At 57.9% G+C, this 20815-nt stretch carries 17 protein-coding genes; 5 read left to right on the forward strand and 12 right to left on the reverse strand.

The genetic code is table 11. From position 1 onward, the window contains the following. Positions 1-257 precede the first annotated feature (257 nt). The 4 genes from F6R98_RS21335 to F6R98_RS21350 all read right to left on the reverse strand — a co-directional run bounded on the left by F6R98_RS21335 (position 258) and on the right by F6R98_RS21350 (position 4352). Positions 258-623, reverse strand: a complete 366-nt coding sequence (locus F6R98_RS21335) for a hypothetical protein (RefSeq protein ID WP_153250812.1) — start codon at positions 621-623, stop codon at positions 258-260. 108 nt (positions 624-731) lie between these two features. After that, on the reverse strand, positions 732-2492 hold the full coding sequence (locus F6R98_RS21340) for a hypothetical protein (protein WP_153250813.1): 1761 nt from the start codon (positions 2490-2492) through the stop codon (positions 732-734). A 15-nt stretch (positions 2493-2507) separates the two neighbouring features. Beyond that, a complete protein-coding gene (locus F6R98_RS21345) occupies positions 2508-3761 on the reverse strand; it encodes a hypothetical protein (protein ID WP_153250814.1) in 1254 nt (417 codons plus the stop codon). A 330-nt stretch (positions 3762-4091) separates the two neighbouring features. Further along, the gene (locus F6R98_RS21350) at positions 4092-4352 is read right to left on the reverse strand and encodes an antitoxin (protein WP_153250815.1); all 261 of its coding nucleotides are present in this window, start codon (positions 4350-4352) and stop codon (positions 4092-4094) included. A gap of 214 nt (positions 4353-4566) precedes the next feature. Between F6R98_RS21350 and hypF the strand changes: the two genes are divergently transcribed. Genes hypF through hypD form a run of 3 tightly spaced genes read left to right on the forward strand, consistent with a single transcriptional unit; the run spans position 4567 to position 8155 of the window. Then, positions 4567-6849, forward strand: a complete 2283-nt coding sequence (gene hypF / locus F6R98_RS21355; RefSeq protein ID WP_153250816.1) for a carbamoyltransferase HypF — start codon at positions 4567-4569, stop codon at positions 6847-6849. Further along, positions 6840-7076 (forward strand): HypC/HybG/HupF family hydrogenase formation chaperone, encoded by a 237-nt coding sequence (locus F6R98_RS21360; RefSeq protein WP_153250817.1) that lies wholly within the window; start codon positions 6840-6842, stop codon positions 7074-7076. Before hypF ends, F6R98_RS21360 begins: the two co-directional genes overlap by 10 nt. After that, a complete protein-coding gene (gene hypD, locus F6R98_RS21365) occupies positions 7073-8155 on the forward strand; it encodes a hydrogenase formation protein HypD (RefSeq protein ID WP_153250818.1) in 1083 nt (360 codons plus the stop codon). The genes F6R98_RS21360 and hypD overlap by 4 nt, the downstream gene beginning before the upstream one ends. Before the next feature lie 180 nt (positions 8156-8335). On the opposite strand, the gene F6R98_RS21370 is transcribed toward hypD, so the two are convergent. The 8 genes from F6R98_RS21370 to F6R98_RS21405 form a co-directional block, all read right to left on the reverse strand. Next, the gene (locus F6R98_RS21370; RefSeq protein ID WP_153250819.1) at positions 8336-8974 is read right to left on the reverse strand and encodes a hypothetical protein; all 639 of its coding nucleotides are present in this window, start codon (positions 8972-8974) and stop codon (positions 8336-8338) included. Beyond that, entirely contained in the window at positions 8967-9461 is a 495-nt protein-coding gene (locus F6R98_RS21375; RefSeq protein ID WP_153250820.1) for a L,D-transpeptidase, read from the reverse strand. The genes F6R98_RS21370 and F6R98_RS21375 overlap by 8 nt, the downstream gene beginning before the upstream one ends. Next, positions 9458-10792: a 23S rRNA (uracil(1939)-C(5))-methyltransferase RlmD gene (gene rlmD / locus F6R98_RS21380; RefSeq protein ID WP_153250821.1), complete on the reverse strand. Its 1335-nt coding sequence runs from the start codon at positions 10790-10792 to the stop codon at positions 9458-9460. Before rlmD ends, F6R98_RS21375 begins: the two co-directional genes overlap by 4 nt. 259 nt (positions 10793-11051) lie before the next feature. Further along, positions 11052-11942 carry a cysteine synthase CysM gene (cysM, locus tag F6R98_RS21385; RefSeq protein WP_153250822.1) on the reverse strand — a complete coding sequence of 297 codons (891 nt, stop codon included), beginning with the start codon at positions 11940-11942 and terminating at the stop codon, positions 11052-11054. A 226-nt stretch (positions 11943-12168) separates the two neighbouring features. After that, complete coding sequence (locus F6R98_RS21390) at positions 12169-13137, reverse strand: NlpC/P60 family protein (protein WP_194270062.1); 969 nt, start codon at positions 13135-13137, stop codon at positions 12169-12171. A 44-nt stretch (positions 13138-13181) separates the two neighbouring features. Next, entirely contained in the window at positions 13182-15146 is a 1965-nt protein-coding gene (locus F6R98_RS21395; RefSeq protein WP_153250824.1) for an Lnb N-terminal periplasmic domain-containing protein, read from the reverse strand. Between the two features lie 13 nt (positions 15147-15159). Then, positions 15160-15681, reverse strand: a complete 522-nt coding sequence (locus F6R98_RS21400; RefSeq protein WP_153250825.1) for a DUF3015 family protein — start codon at positions 15679-15681, stop codon at positions 15160-15162. Positions 15682-15751: 70 nt separating this feature from the next. Then, positions 15752-17467 carry a proline--tRNA ligase gene (locus F6R98_RS21405; RefSeq protein WP_153250826.1) on the reverse strand — a complete coding sequence of 572 codons (1716 nt, stop codon included), beginning with the start codon at positions 17465-17467 and terminating at the stop codon, positions 15752-15754. 332 nt (positions 17468-17799) lie between these two features. Here F6R98_RS21405 and F6R98_RS21410 point away from each other — a divergent pair, with 332 nt between their 5' ends. Then, complete coding sequence (locus F6R98_RS21410) at positions 17800-19560, forward strand: ATP-binding cassette domain-containing protein (protein ID WP_153250827.1); 1761 nt, start codon at positions 17800-17802, stop codon at positions 19558-19560. Continuing rightward, entirely contained in the window at positions 19550-20677 is a 1128-nt protein-coding gene (locus F6R98_RS21415; protein WP_153250828.1) for an ABC transporter permease, read from the forward strand. The genes F6R98_RS21410 and F6R98_RS21415 overlap by 11 nt, the downstream gene beginning before the upstream one ends. Positions 20678-20815 lie beyond the last annotated feature (138 nt).

The following is a 20815-nucleotide window of genomic DNA, read 5'->3' on the forward strand; positions in this document are numbered from 1 at the left end:
CTTGACGATTTTCATGGCGTTGTTTATCTTCTACATTTCGTAATGCTATTTCCCCGGTTCCATGAACTGGAGTTGGAACCTCATATTATTTTCAGGGTCTTGTTTAACTTTCCAATTATTCCAGTTGAATTGATGAAAAAGGCGTAACAATAATTCGTCTCGTAGTTCATCTTTCGCGGCGTTTTGCAACTTTTCTTTCCAAATCTCCCTTACACTATCAATATAACTCCTGAAATTCGTATCTTTAAACTGAAGTTCTAACACAATGTTTTCAAGCCTTTTTTTCTATGGGGCGCTCCATGCCATTCCTTTGCGGCTTCAAACTCTTTTTGTGTATGCCCGACTCTCCAACCTATCATTTGATGACCTTCTCTATCAATCTGGTGGCGAAGATCGAACTCATAAATTTCCGGTGACCCCAGGAAAGAGCGCAACGGCCCAAGAAAAAGTTTGGGCTGCTTTCGTCCTACTCCAATTAAAAGTCCGGCCAAGGCCAATGAGCGTGTGCGTTTGAGGATATCGGCGATGATATGATCTATATCCTCGCTTTTGTCCAGTTGGATGTAAAACCATCTTTCCAAGGCCATCAGCGCAGAAACAAGAATATTGGGCGCTGGAGGCATATGTCGGTAGCTGAAAAACCACCGACGGTCGCTAATCCATGTTTGTACGCCGTCAGCGAATGGTATATCAACGCTTAAAATCAGATCTTCTTTCGGTAACCATTGCGGTCACTCACGCTGGGATTCGTTTGCTAGCTTCCATTGCTGCCGTTCCCGCCAGCGTTCAGTCGTAAAGTTTACGAGTTTGACGACTGTGTCCAAGCCTATAGTTGGATGAAAAGTCAGTAAACATTGGAATGGGCCGTTGTCGTAAAAAGGCTGTCTATATAAATGGGCGTCCGCTAATTCAAAGTCGTAATGTGTACTTTGATAGTCGCTTTCCGGTAGTCGCGTTCCACCTTTTTTGATAACCAGCGCCAACGTAATTTCCGCAGCAATATCCGGTTTGAGTACGATAAACCGTAAAAATTCGAAACTCTTCCAGCATATTTCTCTGAAAACGCAGTCTATCGGCCAGCGTGGTCCATCCTGCCAGGCTGGAATTTCGATTTCATATTTGCGCCAGGGAGGAACAAAATTCAGTGCCGCTTCAAATTCTGGCGGAATAGGCCGAGGCTGAAATTCCGGTTCATCAGGTTCAGATATAGGTGGAAATGGTTCTGTAGGTTCGCGTCGACCGCAAGCGCACAGTGCAACGTCGATAACAAGATCCGCGCACACATCTATTGCCAGCAATACGGCTGAATAAGCTTTTTTTGCTGTAGCTTCCGAATCGCTATGTGAATAACGGTTACTTGAGTAATGCCGAAGATGCCAATGCTGTCGATAACGAAGGGTCTGCCAAGCTACCGCCAACGCTAAATCTGCGGCCTGTTTTCGCAGAGGCGTGTCTGTTGCGGTCCAGCGTACCCAACACTCTGCAACCTCCGCAGTTTGTAGCGGTGCGAGATCGGTGCATGTTTCCCTGTGCGCATCCAGAAAGCGGAGCATGGCACCCCATAATGCCGGTTTCGGCTTCCGGTTTACGCTGGACGCCCAGGTTTCGCTTAAACCTTCCCGCGATCTGGCATACTCAAGCATCTCAGGATTTGGCGATGTGGCGAGATGAAGGAACCGTGTCAATAAGCGGCGTAACCAGAGACCGTCCTGGTCACATAGTTGCGACCAAGCTTGTGCGAGTGCATCCGTAGTTTGGGCTGCGCGGATCAATGCTTCAAGCAATAGGTCACAGAACTGGCTTTCGCCGTTTTCGAGCGATTTGCTTTGCTCCAGCAACTCGCGCCAACGCTCCGGTTTTACGCGGCGTTCAAGTAAATCCAGGCCGAGCAATACTATGGCCCGGTGCCAAACGGGGTTGTCGAGTTGCGTTTCGATAAATGCGGGCAGTTCCTTTTCATGAGCCAGCAACAAACGTTGACGAGACCAATCGCCCCATAGATCGTGAGTGAAGGAGACACGACCCTCCTTACATTGGCATATCCGGTCGGCTTCCAAGTCATCAAGCGCTATATCGGCAACGTCGCTTAGTTCGTCAAGCGCGACATCGACGGAAAGTTGTTGTGCTTGTTTGTCCGCCAGTTGCCACAACAAACGTTGGCGGGCGGTGGCTGGTTTTTTGCTTTCGATTGCCGCTTTCCAAATCCAGTCGATTACATCCGGTTCACCAGCCCAAACGCGGACGCTTGGCAGTTTTCCTGCTTCGCTGTTCCGTGCCAACAAATCGAGAATTTTCGGCTGGCGCAATATAGGGATCAAGTGGTCTTGAAATGATAGTGATCGTAGCGCCGGGAAATTGTTAATTAACGTAGATAATTCTTCGGTGCTAACCTGAGGCACTAAAACCGTTGCCCAGGTGGTGACCGGAAGGCCGGTTTGCAGCAGGGCTACTTGAACATCCCCCCAGGCTTGTTCCTGGCATGTCAGCAGCACACGGAACGAATCTTTCTAGTCGTGATGAACCAACGTAGCCAATAGCTGCGCGGTAGCCGTCATTGATTCGGGCCGGAATAGCAGACGATCCAATCCGTCCAAAACCACCGCTACACTGGGGCGTGCCTGAGCTGTTACCATTTCTTGCCATGAGCGGTTGAGTCCTAGCATTTCGCGTAGTTCCGATAAATTGCCGATTTCGAGTAGCTTGGGATCGAACCATAGCGCGGCTTCCATTTGGGAGCGCTGTTCGACCCAATGGCGCGCCGCTACTGACTTTCCGCCGCCTTGCTCTCCCAACACAACCACCACAGGACTGTCGTCAAACGCCGATTCAATTCGCTGTATCAATTGGTTTCTGGGGAAGCGAGTTTTTCCACCGATGAGGTCAATTACCGATTGCCAGCGATCCTTTGAGTCTAGTCGCAAGCGCAGCCAATCTGCGGCAAAATCAGGATGGTCTTTTAGCGGGAAGCAATGACGCAATGCTTGTAGCGCGGCAGCAAGATCAATGTGTCCGCGATCCACGCGGTGACGATCTACCAGGCCCACCAGTTCATTCCAAAGGTCTATAGCAGTTTGTAACTCACCGGTTTCTATAATTTGTCGGCATAACGTCAAGGCATGTGACATGTCGCTGGACGATGGTTCTTCAATATCCAAAGATTTCACGATAATGCAACGTAGCAATACCGGAATATCTTCTGTTGTCGCCTGATATTGTGCAGCCAAGTCAGCAGGGCAGGTAAAGCTTACGAATAGTGAGCGTGAGTTTTTTGACAAATCCCCGTTGGTGAGCTGTTTTACCATTTCAACCGGGTCGCGAACACGAGCCGCCTTCAGGAGAGGAAAAAGGCTGTCTTGTACGGCTGGCGGTAGTTTTGCTGTAATGTTTACCAGCCTGTCGGTTTCTGCGGAAAATGGGTTGTTTTTCTTTTCAAGGAACTGGAGCCAGCAGCGTCTTACAAAATCTTCAGGGGCTTTTTTCGCAGTGAACTGGCGATTGCTTTTGATTGAAATGGCGCAATGATGGGTGGCTGTCGCGCTTGTGGAAGTCAACATCAAGTCGTCGAGCTTCCATCCATCCGGTGCTGTTTGAAACGACAAACGTTGAAGCGAGCCTAGCTCTATGTCTAATGGATGCACGCCGGAAAGCATATGAAGCAAACACCATGCTCCGGCTTGGCTTTCAAAACCGAATCCTTTGCCGCCGGTTAGATTGGCTGAGTGTATGCTTGGTTCTTTCGGGTTTGGTCTCTTTTTGGTCATTTGCACTCATGGCGTAATTAATTGAAGAGAAAATAACTCAATCTGCCGGGGGACGCGGCCCGCCTTAAGCTTAGCCGGCAATCAATTGCATAGACGGTAGGCGCTGATTTCCTTGTTTGCCGGGAACATCAATCATTCCCTCCAATCCTCAACCTGCAAACCGTTGACCTGCCCGAAAGCGCGGGCGTTTCACCAGCCCAAACAGAAGTTCGCCTTCGGTGATTGCTGAAATACAAAGAGACGCCATCGGCGCTGTCGTTACGCGTCGAGTAACAGCTGGGTGCGCTTTGACCAGGTGGCTCACAGTGTTGGTGTCGAGCATGTGGCGCTTCATTCGCTCCAATCTTCGAAAGGATCGCGGTCTTGCATGCCCTGGCAATGCTCATGCTCGTCGAGAAAAGCGGCGGATTTATCGGCCTCCTTGAGCGCACTGAAAAAGTCGTCCCAATTCTCTTGTTTACGCGACAGGATGACGTCGCCGGTCTCCGGGTCCCGGCGGATGAAAACTTCCCTGGTGTCGAAGCGGTATGCTGCCGGCAGGCGTACCGCCTGACTGCGGCCGTTGGCGAATAATTTGGCTGCCTGGCTCATGACCGTACCTTTTTAAGATGATAGGTATCTTAGTATATGCCTGGCGACGGGATATACAACAGCCATTGCCGGGCGTATCTCAGTCTGGCTATATTAGCGAAAGTCAAACCGTTTCCTGCCGCCCGGCGCATCGGCCGGTAGCGATCCCTCTTCAATCACACCTTGATTGCGGTATAGTAATATCCCTGATAGGCGGGCGGGATATGTTTCCACTATGGTAGAGATCGAGCGATGCCGGTTTACTCTGAACGGCCTGGTGCAGGGCGTCGGCATGCGGCCTTTTATTTACCGGCTGGCGCACGAACTGGGTTTATCGGGTTGGGTGCGCAATGCGCCTGATGGCGTGCTGATCGAAGTGCAGGGACCGACGGCGCTGATCGAACAGTTTCGCGCACGCTTGAGCAGCGAAAAACCGGTGCCGGCGCGTATCGATCGATGCCGCTCGGCGGCTGTGCCGGTCGATACCGGTAGCGCCGATTTCCTGGTGATCGACAGCGCCAATGAAGGATTGGCGCTGTCGGCTTCGTTGCCGGATCTGGCAAGCTGTCCCGCCTGTCTGGCCGAATTGTTCGACCCGGCGGATCGGCGCTATCGTTATCCTTTTGTCAGCTGCAGCGAATGCGGGCCGCGCTACAGCATCGTCGAGTCGCTGCCGTTCGACCGCGAACGCACCGCGATGCGTTTGTTTCCGCTGTGTCCGCTATGTCTGCAGGAGTACCGGAATCCGCAGGACAGGCGATTTCATGCGCAAACCCTCAGTTGCCCGGTCTGCGGGCCGCAGCTGAGTTTGTGGAGCGGGCGCGGCGAGGCGCCGGCGGCAGCCGATGAAGCGCTGCGTCTGGCGGTACGGCGTCTACGGCAGGGCGAAATTGTTGCGGTCAAGGGCATCGGCGGTTTTCAGCTGCTGGCGAATGCGCAGAACGAGGATGCGGTTTTGCGCCTGCGGCTGCGCAAGCATCGCCCGGCCAAACCGTTCGCATTGATGATGCGCGATCTGGAAATGGCGCGGCGTTATTGCGATGTCTCCGCTGCCGAAATTGCGCTGCTCGGTTCCTCCGCCGCGCCGATAGTCTTGTGCCGACGCCGTGAACACGCCGGTCTTGCGGCCTCGATAGCCCCGGCATCCGGACGTCTGGGCTTGATGCTGGCGTATTCGCCGCTGCATCATCTGCTGCTGGCCGATTTCGGCGCGCCGGTCGTCGCCACCAGCGGCAACGCCGGCGGCGAGCCGATCTGTGTCGATGAGTATGACGCGTTGCGGCGGCTGGGCGCGATTGCCGATTGCCTGCTGGTGCATAACCGCCCGGTCCAACGCCCGTTGGACGATAGCGTGATGCGCGTCGCGGCCGGTAAGCCGCTGATGCTGCGGCGCGCGCGCGGCTTCGCGCCGATGGCGCTCGAACTCCCTGGGTGCTTGCCGCCCATACTCGCCACCGGCGGCCATCTGAAAAATACCGTGGCGCTGGCGCTGGGCTCGCAGGCGATACTGAGCCAGCACCTGGGCGATCTGGACACGACCGCCTGCCTGACGCTGCATCGCGACACCCAGGCCGAACTCGGCGCTTTATACCGCGTGCAGCCGCAGGCTGTCGCAGTCGACTCGCATCCCGATTATGCGGGCGGCCGCATCGCGGAACAAGGCGCGTTGCCGATTATCCGTGTCGATCATCATTACGCGCATGCGCTGGCCTGCATCGCCGAGCATGGTTTGCAAGCTCCTGTTCTGGCAGTGGTTTGGGACGGCATTGGGCTGGGTGCAGACGGCGGTTTGTGGGGCGGCGAATTTTTGCGTATCGAAGCCGCCGGCTACCGCCGCATCGCCAGCCTGTGGCCGCTACGCTTGCCCGGCGGCGAACGCGCGATCAGAGAACCGCGCCGCGCCGCGCTGAGCGTGCTGCATGAGCTTGGATTGGAGACGGCAACCATTACGGACGCCTTCGAAGTCTCCGAACTCGCCACCCTGACGGCGATGCTGCATAAAGGCTTCAAGTCGCCGTCAACCTCCAGCGCCGGACGCTTGTTCGATGCGCTGGCCGGATTGCTGGGTGTATGCCAAATCAACGAATTCGAAGGGCAGGCGGCAATGGCGCTGGAGTCGCTGGCCGAACAGGCCGACGAAGCGGATGCGCTGCTTTATCCTTGCGAACTGCTTATGGATGCATCCTTGCCGCGCGTCGATTGGCGTCCGCTGTTCCGGGCGCTGTTAAACGATGCGCGGCGCGGCGTTTCGCCGCCGCAACTGGCTTATCGTTTTCATGCGAGCCTGGCCGATGCGATTCTGCGCGCCGTTCAGCAACAGGACATCGCGACAGTGGTATTATCTGGCGGCTGTTTCCAGAACCGGTTGTTGCTGGAGTTATCGAATGCCCGCTTGCAGCAGGCCGGTTTCAAGGTTTATTGGCCGCAGCAAATACCGCCGAACGACGGCGGATTGGCGTTGGGGCAGCTGGCTGCCGCCTTGATCAATTTCAAACAGGAGAACCTCCGATGTGTTTAGCCGTACCCGGTCAGATTCTGAGCATAGAACACGCCGACGACCTGCTGTTGCGCGCCGGGCGCGTCAGTTTTTCCGGCATCGTCAAGGAAATCAATCTGGCTTATGTGCCGGAAGCGCAGTTGGGCGATTACGTGATCGTGCATGCCGGTTTCGCGCTTTCGGTGCTGGATGAGGACGAAGCGCTGAAAACCCTGGAAGCCATCGCCGCACTGGACGCAGCCGAGTGAAATACCTGGACGAATACCGCGACGCCAAGGGCGTCAACACGCTGGTTAATGCGATCGCCGCGCGCGTGACGCAGCCGTGGACGCTGATGGAAATTTGCGGCGGTCAGACCCATGCGATTTTGAAATACGGGCTGGATCGTTTGCTGCCGCCGCAAATCCGCCTGATACACGGCCCCGGCTGTCCGGTGTGCGTGACCGCGCAGATTAAAATCGATCAGGCGCTGCACATGGCAATGCAGCCCGGCGTTATTTTCTGTTCCTTCGGTGATATGCTGCGCGTACCCGGCAGCCGCTACGATTTGCTCGGCGTGAAGGCGCAAGGCGCCGATGTGCGCATGGTCTATTCGCCGCTGGATGCGCTGACGCTGGCGCGCGAGAATCCGGATAAGCAGGTGGTGTTTTTCGCGGTCGGTTTCGAAACCACCGCGCCGTCCACGGCGATGGCGCTATTGCAGGCCAGACGCTTCGGCGTCGGGAATTTCTCGGTGCTGGTCGCACATGTGCGCGTACCCCCGGCCATGGAAGTGCTGCTGTCGGCGCCGGACAACCGCGTTCAGGGATTTCTGGCTGCCGGCCATGTCTGCGCGGTGATGGGCTACTGGGAGTACGAGCCGCTGGCCGAGCGCTTCCGCTTGCCGATCATCGTGACCGGCTTCGAACCGTTGGATATTCTTCAGGGCATACTGGCGTGCGTGGAGCAACTGGAGCAGGGCCGCGCCTGCGTAGAGAATCACTATGGCCGTGCGGTCACGCACGCGGGCAATGTTGCCGCGCAATCCTTGATGAATCAGGTATTCATGCCTGTTGACCTGGAATGGCGCGGATTGGGTTGCATTGCCGGCAGCGGTCTGGGGATGCGTCCGGAGTTTAAGGAGTTGAATGCGGATACGCGTTTCGATTTGAGCGGCGTCGCCGAAGTGGAAGAGAACCGCTGTATGAGCGGCGACGTGCTGACCGGGCGCATCAAGCCCGATCAGTGCCCGGCGTTTGCGCGGCCCTGTACTCCCGAGCATCCGCTCGGTGCGACGATGGTGTCGTCGGAAGGGGCTTGCGCGGCGTATTACCGTTATCGCCGTTAAATCGTAATTATTCAGCTACCGTTATCAATTCCTGCAGGAGCGGGTTTTAGTCCGCTCCTGCAGAATATTTTCGCAGCAGGCTTTTGTGGGGATCACTTTAATAGTAAAGGTCCTCGCGCAGATTCCGTTGGCTGAATAATTACGTTAACGCCATGTATCTACACATAGCCCTTTCCCGCTCTACTTTCCCCGCACCAGAAAAAAGCGCTGGGCGGGAGCGGGTTGCGAAGCGCCGCCGTCATCCGCGATCAGCGTAACATTGCCTTCGCGTCCGCCCTTGAAAAAAACAACCGTAAACCGGCCCCGTTCTCGTGCGTTGCGCGCTTGCTGCGGCAGCGCTTCTTCCGGGGTGCTCACGCCGGCCCAATCGCCGCTGCAATCCAGATCCCAGGGACCTGATACCGGCGAGGGCCTGCACTGCCCGATCAGTTTGATGTATCCGCTTCGCGCCGACGGCGCAACCAGAGTCAATTGACGGCTGCGATGGTTGAACTGGCTGGGAGGCACCAGCAGCTCGGTTTTTCTGGCCTCCGGTTGTCCTTTTCCCGATGCCGGCAGTAATTTCCATTCCTGCTCTTTACCGGATTCGATTGTTACTTCCGACAACAGTATTTTCAAATGTTCGGTAATCTGCGCATACCAGACCGGCGTCATCGCCGAGAGCAGGAAGCCGAGAAAGGCGAGGACGATCAGAGCCTGAACGCTTGCCCACACGCGCGATGCCGGCCGCTGTAGCAGTCCTTGCCGCGTAGCGCTCGCGGTTTCGGCCTGTTTGTGTTGCTTGCCGGTGTGCGCTGTTTTCGCGTGGTATTTACTCAATCGACACCTGTATGCCGGCGCGGACGCGCGGATAAAGCTCCAGTATATCCGCTGTTTTCATGCGGATACAGCCATGCGAAGCCGGCGTGCCGTCAACGCCTTCGTCAGGACTGCCATGTATGTATATGTAACGTCTGCCGGTGGAAGTCTCGCCGTAACGGTTAAATCCCGGCTCCAGTCCGCTCAGCCAGAGTATGCGCGTCAGTATCCAGTCGCGCTCAGGGAAGCGTTCTGCAAGTTCGCTGCTGTAAATCTCGCCGGTCCAGCGGCGTCCGACAAACACCGCATTGCCCGGGCGATCCCCGCCGATACAGGCGCGGATCGCATGACGTCCGCGCGGAGTGCACCCGCTGCCCAGTCGTTCGCCCGGTCCGTTGCGTGCCGTCGATACCGGCCACGAACCAAGCGCATCGCCCTCGGCAGACAGCAATGTCAAGCGCTGATCGGCGATGGAAACCCGCAGATGAGGTTCGGCGCTTATATTCATTTTTCAAACACCGCCAGCGATTCCACATGCGAGGTATGCGGAAACATGTCCATGATGCCGGCCGCCGCCAGACGGTAACCCAGCTCGTTTACCAGATAACCCGCATCTCGCGCCAAAGTCGACGGGTTGCATGAGACATACACCACGCGCGACGGTTGCCAGTTTTTCATATACTGAAGAATTTCGAACGCGCCGGCGCGCGAAGGATCGAGCAATGCCTTGTCGTAACGGGATTGCGCCCATGGCGATTTATCCTGGGGCGTTGCCAGGTCGGCAACATGAAATTCGACATTGCCGCCCCCGTTCAGCAGCGCATTGTGCCGGGCGCGCTCAACGGAAACCTTGCTGCCCTCCACGCCGGTGACATGCTGCGCCTGCCGCGCCATCGGCAAGGTAAAGTTGCCCAGGCCGCAATACAGATCGAGCACTTTGTCAGAGGGTTGCAAATCCAGCAGCGCCAGAACGCGTTCGACCATCAGGCGGTTGATCTGAAAATTGACCTGGGTGAAATCGTTCGGTAAAAACTCGAAGCGCAGATCATGATCGGGCAGGGAATAAAACAGGGGCGGCGCTTTTTCCGGTGATAATGCCTGAACCGAATCCGGTCCCTGGCGCTGCAGGTAAATGGTAAATCCCGATGCCGGTTCGTATGCGCGCAGTATTTCCCGGTCTTCCTCCGTCAACTCGGCCAATAGCCGGATGATCAAGGCGCGGCCTTCTGCTTCGCCTATTGCGACCTCCAGTTGCGGAACGCGGTCTCGGACGCTCAGTTTTATCAGCACATCGCCCAGCTCCAGCAAGCGCGTTCCCATGTCGGGATGCAAGACCGGGCAATGGTCCAGCGCCGCCAGCAACGGCGACGCGCGTTCGCGAAAACCGACCAGCACGCGGCCCTTTTTCGCCACGTATTTGACGCTCAAACGCGCTTTTTGACGGTATCCCCAGACCGGGCAGGTCAACGGCGGCAATAGCGATGCAGGTTCGACCTTGCCGATGCGTTGCAATTGATCCTGCAGCAACGCCTGTTTGGCCGCAACCTGGGCCTCCGGGCCGAGGTGCTGCAGGCTGCAGCCGCCGCAGATGCCGTAATGCGCGCAATGCGGCTCGACGCGGTCGGGCGACGCCATATGCACGGCGTCGACGCGCCCTTCGTCGTAGTCGCGATGGATGCCGGTGTAAACAAAATCGACTTCTTCTCCCGGCAGCGCGCCATGAATAAAAGTGGCCTTGCCGTTGACGTGCGCCACCCCACGCCCGTCATGGGCAAAGGAGGTGATCGCGGCGTTTACGGGTTGGGTGGGCAGGGGTTTGCTGGTTGGGCGTCTTGACATGAGTATCTGTTGGTTTTACCGCAGAAGAGGTGGAAACTGTAATGCTTTTGATTTTACACTCCATAACCCGCGCCGAGTATCGCAGCTTTTGGCGGCTTGACTCCGCCAGGGAGGAACGGGACAAGCAGCCGGGGAGGGGCGATTCAGGAGTTAATCGCGGTTGTCGCGGGCGAGGATAGCCCCGCGGCAGACCCCCGGCAAAAGCGGAACCGCCCATGGGTGCGGATGCCCGCATAAAACTTCGCGCAGCGAAACAATATCAATCAGGAAAAATTCCAGTAGAAAGATATCTGTCTCCACGGTCGCAAATAATCGAAACGATGGTGGCGTTTTCCCGTTCGCGCGAAAGTCTTAACGCAGCGGCAACGGTGCCGCCCGACGATACGCCGGCAAAAATGCCTTCCTGCGCCGCCAGTTGCCGCGTGGTTTCCTCCGCTTCTTCCTGGCTCATGTCCATAATGCGGTCCACGCGGAACGCTTCGTAGATTTTCGGCAGATATTCTTCAGGCCAGCGCCGTATGCCCGGAATCTTCGAGTCTCCCTCCGGCTGCACTCCCACTACCTGTACTGCGGGGTTCATCTGTTTCAGATAACGCGACGTCCCCATAATGGTGCCGGTGGTGCCCATGGAACTGACGAAATGCGTTATCGTTCCCTGGGTATCGCGCCAGATTTCCGGCCCGGTTCCTTCATAATGCGCTTCGGGATTATCGGGGTTGGAGAATTGGTCCAGTATGCGTCCATACCCTTCCTGTTCCAGCTTTCTGGCCAGGTCGATTGCCGCCTCCATGCTTCCGGATGCCGGCGTCTGTATGATTTCCGCTCCAAAAACCTTCATTGTGGCGCGGCGCTCGGAGCTCATGTTGTCCGGCATGATCAGCGTCATCCGATAGCCCTTGATCGCCGCCGCCATTGCCAGCGCGATGCCGGTATTGCCGCTGGTAGCCTCGATCAGCCGATCGCCCGGCTTAATATCGCCGCGCTGTTCGGCGCGCTGTATCATGCTGAACGCCGGCCTGTCCTTGACGGAGCCGGCGGGGTTATTGCCTTCCAGTTTAACCAGCAGTGTGTTGCTGGTGACGCCCGGCAAACGCTGCAGCCGCACCAACGGAGTGTTGCCGATGCAGGACTCCAGAGTGGGATAATTCATGTTCTGATTCTCGTCGCTCGTTATAACCAAGAAAAACGGTCACGTATAATTATACCTCCTTCGAACCCGGTTCTGTTGCCGCAAGCTTGAAAAGTGAAACTACAAATCAATACGCTGGCGGATCAAAAGAAAAAGCCGTCATTCCGGCGGATTGCTGGAACCAGGGCTTGCGCCTTGCGCGATGAAACGAGTCTCAGGATAAAACTGACGCGGTTAAAACCGCAAATTACTTCCCCGTCGCTTCCACTTCATCCGCTCCGCCTTCGGGCAGGTCGGGAATCGGGCCGTGTGCCGCACGGTTTAGTTCGGTGACGATGCGATGCGCATGGTCGAAATCGTGCCAATACCAGCTATCCCGGCTGAAAGGCCTGATTTGTACGCCGTCCGGTATGACGTTGCCCTGGCTGTCCTTATGGCCGGAACCGGTGCTGTCTATGACCAGCGGCGTTCCGTCGGGAGATACGCCGACATCGCCCAGCCACATGATGACGTGGGCAAGATTGCCGCTGTTGTTACGGATATAGAGCAGGTCGGCCGGCTGCAGTTGTTTGACCGTGGTGTCGTAATCCTGCTTTTCTATGCGCTGCACCGGCATTACACCGGAGTCTCCGGGTCCGGCGATTTGCGTCATGGTCGCTTGTTCGCGTATGCCGGTGCTCATTTTGACGCCGAGGGCGTAGTTGTAGACAAAGCCCGTGTAGTTGCTGCAATCCAGTCCCGGCCCGGCATGGCCGGATTTAACCTTTTTCCACGGCCAATCCTCGGGCGGGTCCCAGGCCGGAATATGATGGTGCTGGTAGGATAGCCCCTGGTAGCGAAGAGCGGTTCGCAATACGCGTTCCTGCAGCCAGCGCACCGGACGCGAGGACCACTCCGGCGCCTCGGGGTAGCGGCGTTGCGGAGGCCCCCATGAACCCCATTTACGCCGCGTTTCGCGGTCGTACCAGGCTTGCGCCGGGACAGTGGATTGTTCCTGATCGTCGCTCCACGGACTGCGGTTCAGACCGGTTTCGACATCCGCTGCCGGTAGCTGAAATACGGCCCGGTAAGGCGAAACATAGCTGTTTTCCTCGGCTGCGGTAGTATTATCTGCGGCGGCATGGCGATGTTTGGGGCTGCTGTTGCAGCCGTTTGCGGCAATCAGCAGCAGAAGCGCCGTTATCCAGTGGCGGCGGGCGCAGGCTTGGGCATGCATGACTTCGGACTCCGTTAGTGGGTGGTGAGCTAAATGGTTACATCTTAAAAATAGTATTGCAAACGCAAATCCAGCTCGTTGGCGTAGATGTTCTGTCCGCGCTGCCGCGCCAGATCCAGCGTAACGGCAAGGTTGTTCGACAGGTTGACGGTATGGAGCAGACCCAGCCGCCCGGCGCAATAGCCTTGTTCGATCAAATAACAGCCGCTGTCGAAACTCAGCAGGCCTTGTCCGCCCAGACCGCGATACAGCCAGCCCACGCGTGGCCCCAGCGCAATATTGACGCCTTGTGTAAATTCGCCGCCCACTTCGAGGCTTGCGCCGATCTGGCCGTAGACCATTCCGCCGGGAAAGTCGTAACTGAAGCCGGCATTCCCATCCGCATAACCCGCCAAGGGCCGTCCATTGCTGGTGAGTCTGCGCTGCGCGCCGACGGCGACGCCCCATGACAGCGGTTTGAAAAAATCGTTGCGCGGGCTCAACGACCGTATACTGAACAGTTGCGCGCTTTCGAGCATCAGCCCGGAGTTTTGGTAATAACGCAAATCGGCGTCCAAAAATGTGATCTGCGCGCCCTTACGGTAGCCCGGCCAGGGATCGGTTAAATCGTGATAAGCCGCTCTCAGCTCCAGTTCGCCGAAGGCCTGTCCGTCGTAATACCCGCCGCCCAGGCTGACTCGCGACGAACCGTGTCCCTGGTCGTCGCGCACGGCGGGACGTTCGGGCGGAATGAAATCGGCGGGCGCGTTCAGTTTGCTGCGCGCGCGCAGCAGCGACAGACTGGCGTCGGCGTTTTCCTCGCGCGTCAGTTTTTCGTCGATGACGCGGTAGCGCAAAAAATCGTAGGCGGTTTCCAATACCCTGGCGCTTTCCCTGCCGTTCAATTGCCGCGCATCCGGCGTAGTCTGCGCATCTTCGGGTTTGCGCTCGCCGTAGGCAAGCTGCAGCGACAGCGAGCGTTCATCGGCGTTCAGCTGCTCGATTTGCGAGGATAAGATACTGGCTGCGGAAGGACGGAAACGGGTATCGGCAACCAGTCCCGCCGCAACCAAAGCCCTGACGGTATCGGCAGGGATCGCGGCGATAGGGAATTGCTGCGCAAGGCGCAGGTTGGGCCGGGTAACGTCGAGCAGGCTGAGGATACGATAGGAGCAGTTTTCGCCGACAAAGAAATAGTCGAAACGCGTTGGCATGATTTCCCATACGTGCCGGACCAGCTGATCGACTTCGCCGCGGCTCAGATTAAGCCGGTACTCCCAGATGTCGCGGTTTTCCCAGTTATGATATTCCCGGATCTTCAGATAATACGGCTGCACGGTCGTGCGGCCCGGATAGCCGCCGAACAGCCCTTTCCAGGCGTAGAACAGCTCGTTCTCGTCTTCGGCGTGCGCCGCGTAGTTGATGCTCCACGCCAGACGCGCATTGTCGTCGTTCTGTCCGGGCCGGTCCAGTCTGAGCAGCGTATGCCCGAACATGGACGAAGGGCTGTTGAGATAGGCGGTAGGGAAAATCAGGGTGACGCCGTCGGCATTCAGCGTTGTGCGCCACTCTTCCAAAGCAGGGCAGCTAATCGGCGGCAAGTTTACCGATAGCGCATGGCCGAGCCAATGGTAACGCGCTGGAAAGCGGCAGCGCGGATGAGTATCGCCATTGCCGGGCAGCATTATAGCGGCAATTGTCGCGCGCAATTCCGCGCGCGGGTCGTATTTTCCTTCGGAAGCAAGAAAGAAACCGCGATCATCGGCCTCGCCCGCATATCCGCCGCCGACAAGTTCCGTCCGGTAATGTCCCAATGCCAGCCATGCGGCGTTACGGTACAGCATCAGACGTTCGGCGCGCAGCTGCAGGGTTTCGACATCGAATGCCGCTTGTGCCGGACGTTGGGGCAGGAACAGCAAAAGAAGGATGCAGCAGGCAGCAATTGGGACTTTGCGCGTCAAGAGCAGGAAGCGTTGATCCGTCATTCCGGCAGGAAATGCCGGAATGACGTTGTTATCGACGCCACCCAATACCCCTGCGCTATTAAAGCACGTATTTCGCCAAGGCGGGGTCGGCCAGCATCGCAGCGACCAGATGGTCCATGACCTGATCGCTGGTGACCTTTGTGTCCGGGTAAATTTTAACGAACTGTTGCTGCGTCAGCGTATAAAAAGCCGCCTTGTCCTGAGCCTGGATGCCCAGCACATCCGAGAGTCCGGCCAGCGCTTCGCCGTGTCCCTGCGACATATCTTCAGCGAGCTGGGTCATATTGCCGCTGATGTATACGCGCCCGCCCTTGTAACGGATGGGCTGATGCGCGTCGCAACCGAGGGTGCCGGATGAAAGACCGAAGGTCGCGTCGCTTAAACTGACGTTGGTGGATAGCGCCATTACATGCGCGCCGACGCCGGTGCTGCCCTCGAACAGCAGGGCGCCCCAGCCGCATCCGCCCACGCCGTCGCCTGTCGGCCGGTAGCCCGAGGGCGAATTAGGCGTGGTGGCTTCTGCAGCGGAAGACATGACCGGCATGACCAGCAATAAACCAACTGTAATGATACGTCTCACGTAATACTCCTTTGGTAACGGGAAAGCTTAAGTAATACCAGATCGCCGGGTTAATTGGAAGCAAGCCGGATCAGTTGCCGCAGGCGCGCCGCAGAAAGCCCGGCGCTTCGCTTATCGCAATCGTCTTGCTGTCCGCGTCGCGCCGCCCTTTATATTCCAGAATGCCTTCATCCAGCCCTTTATCGCTGATAACCAGCCGGTGCGGAATGCCGATCAGCTCCATGTCGGCGAACATCACGCCCGGACGCGCCTTGCGGTCGTCAAGCAATACGTCCAGACCGGCCGCCGTCAAATCGGCGTAAAGCTGCTCTGTGGCCTGCTGCAGACGCTCGGACGCCTGCATGTTGATCGGAACCAGCGCCACCTGGAACGGTGCAAGCGCTCCGGGCCAGATGATGCCCTTATCGTCGTGATTCTGCTCTATCGCCGCGGCGACCACGCGCGATACGCCGATGCCGTAGCAGCCCATCATCATGGTCTGGCTTTTGCCCTGTTCGTTCAGCACCGTCGCATTCATTGCCTCGCTGTATTTGGCGCCGAGCTGGAAGATATGCCCGACCTCGATTCCGCGCGCAATGCGCAGACGGCCCCTGCCGTCCGGGCTCGGGTCTCCATCAACCACATTGCGTATATCGACGATGGCGTCCGCGCCGGGTTGCGGCAAGTCGCGTCCCCAGTTGACGCCGGTGTAATGTTTGCCGTCCTGATTCGCGCCGCAGACGAAGTTGACCAGTGCCGCGGCGCTACGGTCGACCAGAACCGGAGTTTTCAGACCGATAGGCCCCAGCGAGCCGGAGACGCAGCCGGCGGCGTCGCGCACTTCCTGTTCGCCGGCAAAACGCAGCGGTGTGGCGGCGACGCCGAGTTTTTCGGTCTTGATGACGTTCAGCGCGTGATCGCCGCGCAGCAATAGCGCAACGACGCCGCCTTCCTTGCCGGCGACCAGCAGGGTTTTCAGTATGCGTTCGGGAGCGGATTTCAAAAATGCGCCGACTTCTTCGATGCTGTGCCGGTTCGGGGTGTCCACCAGAGTCAGTTCCGCCTCGGTTTCCGTTGGCCCTGTGAGCGCCGGCGCTTCGGCCTGCTCGATATTGGCGGCGTAATCGCTGCTGTCTGAAAACGCAATCGCATCTTCGCCGGAGTCGGCCAGCACATGGAATTCGTGCGAATGGCTGCCGCCTATCGAACCGGTGTCGGCCAGCACCGGCCTGAAGCCGAGCCCGAGACGGGTAAAAATTGTGCTGTAGGCCGTATACATCGCATCGTAGGTCAGCTGCAGCGATTCCTCGTCGGCATGGAAGGAGTAGGCGTCCTTCATGATGAATTCGCGCGCGCGCATCACGCCGAAGCGCGGGCGGATTTCATCGCGGAATTTGGGCTGGATCTGGTAATAATTCACCGGCAGCTGTTTATAGCTTTTCAGTTCGTTGCGCGCCAGATCGGTAATGATCTCTTCGTGCGTCGGACCCAGGCAGAATTCGCGTTCGTGACGATCCCTCAGGCGCGTCAATTCCGGGCCGTATTGCTCCCAGCGCCCGGATTCCTGCCACAGTTCGGCGGGCTGCACCATCGGCATCGCCACTTCCAGCGCGCCGGCGCGGTTCATTTCCTCGCGCACGACATTTTCGACCTTGCGCAAAACGCGCAGTCCGAGCGGCAGCCAGGCATAGAGTCCCGAAGCCAGTTTGCGGATCATGCCCGCGCGTATCATCAGTTTGTGGCTGATGATTTCGGCATCCGAGGGCGTTTCTTTGAGCGTGTTGAGCGGAAATTGGCTGGTGCGCATGGGGCGGGTCTGGTATTGGGTGAGTTAAGGTTGGAAAGCGTAAGATATGGGTATTTTACCCGTAGTTGCGTTTTCGTGCTTGCGCTCTGTGCTGTCAAGGATTTCGACGGGGACAAATTATGTACCCATCCGGCATAAGGCCGGGGCGGTAATAGGTTTGAAATTCGTATTTGAGGCGATTCAAGTTTTGGTATGTATGTGTAATGGTTTCAATATATATTCAAGTATTGCTATACATATTTTCGTAACGGATTGCAAAATTGCCGTATCAGAATCCTGCTATAGTCAACGAGCAATGAATATTGACGACAGAGGGGCCGAATCGAACTTCCATGAATTTTAAAACCGAACTGGTCGTTTCCGGCCTCGATATCCGCAAGATTTTCCATAGCGGCGAAAGAGAAATCACCGCGCTGGACGGCGTTTGCTTGCAGATTGCGCCAGGAACCCTGACGGCGCTGGCCGGCCCGGACGGCGCGGGCAAGACCACGCTGCTGCGTCTGCTGTCCGGTTTGCTGGTTCCGGACGGCGGCACGCTGGAAGTCTTGGGGATGGATGTCAGCATCGATCCCCAAGCCATCCAGTCGCGCATCAGTTATATGCCGCAGCGCTTCGGTTTATACGAAGACCTGACGGTGCAGGAAAATCTCGACCTGTACGCCGACCTGCACGGCATCGCGATGGACATGCGCCGGCAGCGCTATCCGCGCCTGATGGAAATGACCGATCTGGGCCATTTCACCGGGCGGCTGGCCGGACAGCTTTCCGGCGGCATGAAACAGAAACTGGGACTGGCCTGCACGCTGGTGCGTTCGCCGGATCTGCTGCTGCTGGACGAGCCGACGGTAGGCGTCGATCCGCTGTCGCGTCGCGAGCTTTGGCAGATCATTCAGCAGCTGGTTCACGATGAGCGGCTCACGGTGCTGATGAGCACCGCTTATCTGGACGAGGCGGATCAGTGCGATCAGGCCATCGTGCTGTCGCAGGGCAAAGTGCTGACGCACGGCAGGCCGGAAGTGTTAAGTCAAACCGCCGCCGGAAAGGTGTTTCTGATTCAGCCGGAACAGGGGCAACCGGCGCGTAATCTACAGGCCCGCCTGCTCGACGATGCCTCGGTTGCCGATGCGTTGCCCGAGGGCGGCTGGGTGCGTGTGGTGATGCGGGAGACGCCGAAGGATGCCGGCGATCTGAAGCTTGATATATGTACCGAGCCAGTGCCGGCGACGCCAGGTTTCGAAGACGGCTTCATGCTGCTGCTGCACCGGACGCGCGTGTCCGAGGCGGGTGGAACCGTGACGCCGCTGCTTAAACTGGATAAGACCCTGAACGCAGCGCCGGGAGAAACCGTGATCGAAGTGCGCGACCTGGTGCGCCGTTTCGGCGTGTTTACCGCCGTCGATCATGTCAGCTTCGATGTCAAACGCGGAGAAATTTTCGGGCTGCTGGGACCAAACGGCGCGGGCAAGACCACGACCTTCCGCATGCTGTGCGGATTGCTCGCCGCCACTTCCGGCTCGCTGCGCGTGATCGGCCAGGACTTGCGCGTGGCGCGCGCATCGGCGCGTCAGCGTATCGGCTATGTCGCGCAGAAATTCGCGTTGTACGGACAGCTTTCTGTCGCCGAAAACCTGGATTTTTTCGCCAGCGCCTACGGACTGCGCGGCAAGCGGCGGCGAGAACGCCTGGACTGGGCGCTGCAGCAATTCGAATTGACGGCGATGATGCACTCGCCGAGCGCGCAACTGCCGGGTGGATACCGGCAGCGCCTGGCGATGGCGGCGGCGCTGCTGCATGAGCCAGAAGTCCTGTTTCTGGATGAACCGACCAGCGGCGCCGATCCGCTGGCGCGGCGTGATTTCTGGCGGCGAATCACCGGCTTGGCCGAGCAGGGCGTCACCGTGGTGGTGACCACGCACTTCATGGAGGAAGCGGAATACTGCGACCGCGCGGTGATACAGGATGCCGGTCGCGTGCTGGCTCAGGGCGCTCCGGCCGAGATACGCCGCCACGGCGTACGCAGCGACGGCCGCAGGCCGACCATGGAGGATGCATTTATCAACATCGTCGAAACGGCGCGCCGCCATGCAGCCTGATAACGGACGTTTGCGCCGCGTGCTGGCGCTGATACGCAAGGAAAGCCTGCAGATGCGCCGCGATCCGAGCAGCATCGCCATCGGCGTGCTGTTGCCGGTGATGCTGGTGCTGCTGTTCGGTTACGGCCTGTCGCTGGATGTGAAGGACGTGCCGGTGGCGGTGGTGCTGGAAGCGCCCAGCCCCGAGGCGACCGAGTTGGCAGCCGGTTTTGCGCTGTCGCCGTATTTCCGCGCGCGCGAAATGATCGCAATGCCGGAAGCGATGACCTTGATGACCAGCCGCAAAATCGATGCGATCATCCGCATCCGCCCCGATTTCGCGCGCCGGCTGGCGCTCGGCAATGCCGATGTCGAAGTGCTGGTGCACGGCTCGGACGCCAATTACGCGCGGCTGGTGCAGGCATACGCCGAAGGCGCAGTCGCGCAATGGACGCAGCGGCGTCAGGCCGAAGGCCGGGGCGGCATGGCCGGACCGGTGAAAATCGAATCGCGGCTGTGGTTCAACGAAGCCAACAACAGCCGCTATTTCCTGGTGCCGGGTCTGATCGTGCTGGTGATGACGCTGATAGGCGCGTTCCTGACCGCGCTGGTCATGGCGCGCGAATGGGAGCGCGGCACGCTGGAAGCGCTGTTCGTGACGCCGGTCAGGGTAACGGAGATTCTGATCGGCAAAACCGTGCCTTATTTCGTGCTGGGGGTGATGGGCTTGACGCTATGCCTGTTCTCGGCCAAATTCCTGTTCGAGGTGCCGTTTCGCGGTTCCGTCATCGTGCTGATGCTGGTTTCCATGCTCTATCTGCTGGTGTCGCTGGGCATCGGCCTGCTGATTTCATCGGCGGTAAAAAACCAGTTCGTCGCCAGTCAGCTCGCGGTGCTGACGACTTTTCTGCCGGCAATGATGCTGTCGGGCTTTCTGTTCGATATACGCAGCATGCCGGTAGTTCTGCGGCTGCTGACGCAGCTGCTGCCGGCGCGCTATTACGTCGATTTGTTGCAGACATTGTTTCTGGCGGGCGATGTCTGGTCGGTGATACTGCCCGATACTGCCGTATTGTCGGCGATGGCGATTTTTTTTCTGTGGCGTGCGCGCAGTATTACGCGGAAGAGGCTGGAGTAATGGTAACAATAAAGGGCAGAACCCGCACATGCTGGTTATTCTTGAATTTGGCTTCGCTGAAAAGCCTTCGGCTGCAATATTTGGCGGTTAAGCCTGTGAGCGGCTTGTTATTCGCGGGCTCAAATCCGCTTCTACAGA

This window comes from Candidatus Methylospira mobilis (assembly GCF_009498235.1).
Classification (GTDB): domain Bacteria; phylum Pseudomonadota; class Gammaproteobacteria; order Methylococcales; family Methylococcaceae; genus Methylospira; species Methylospira mobilis.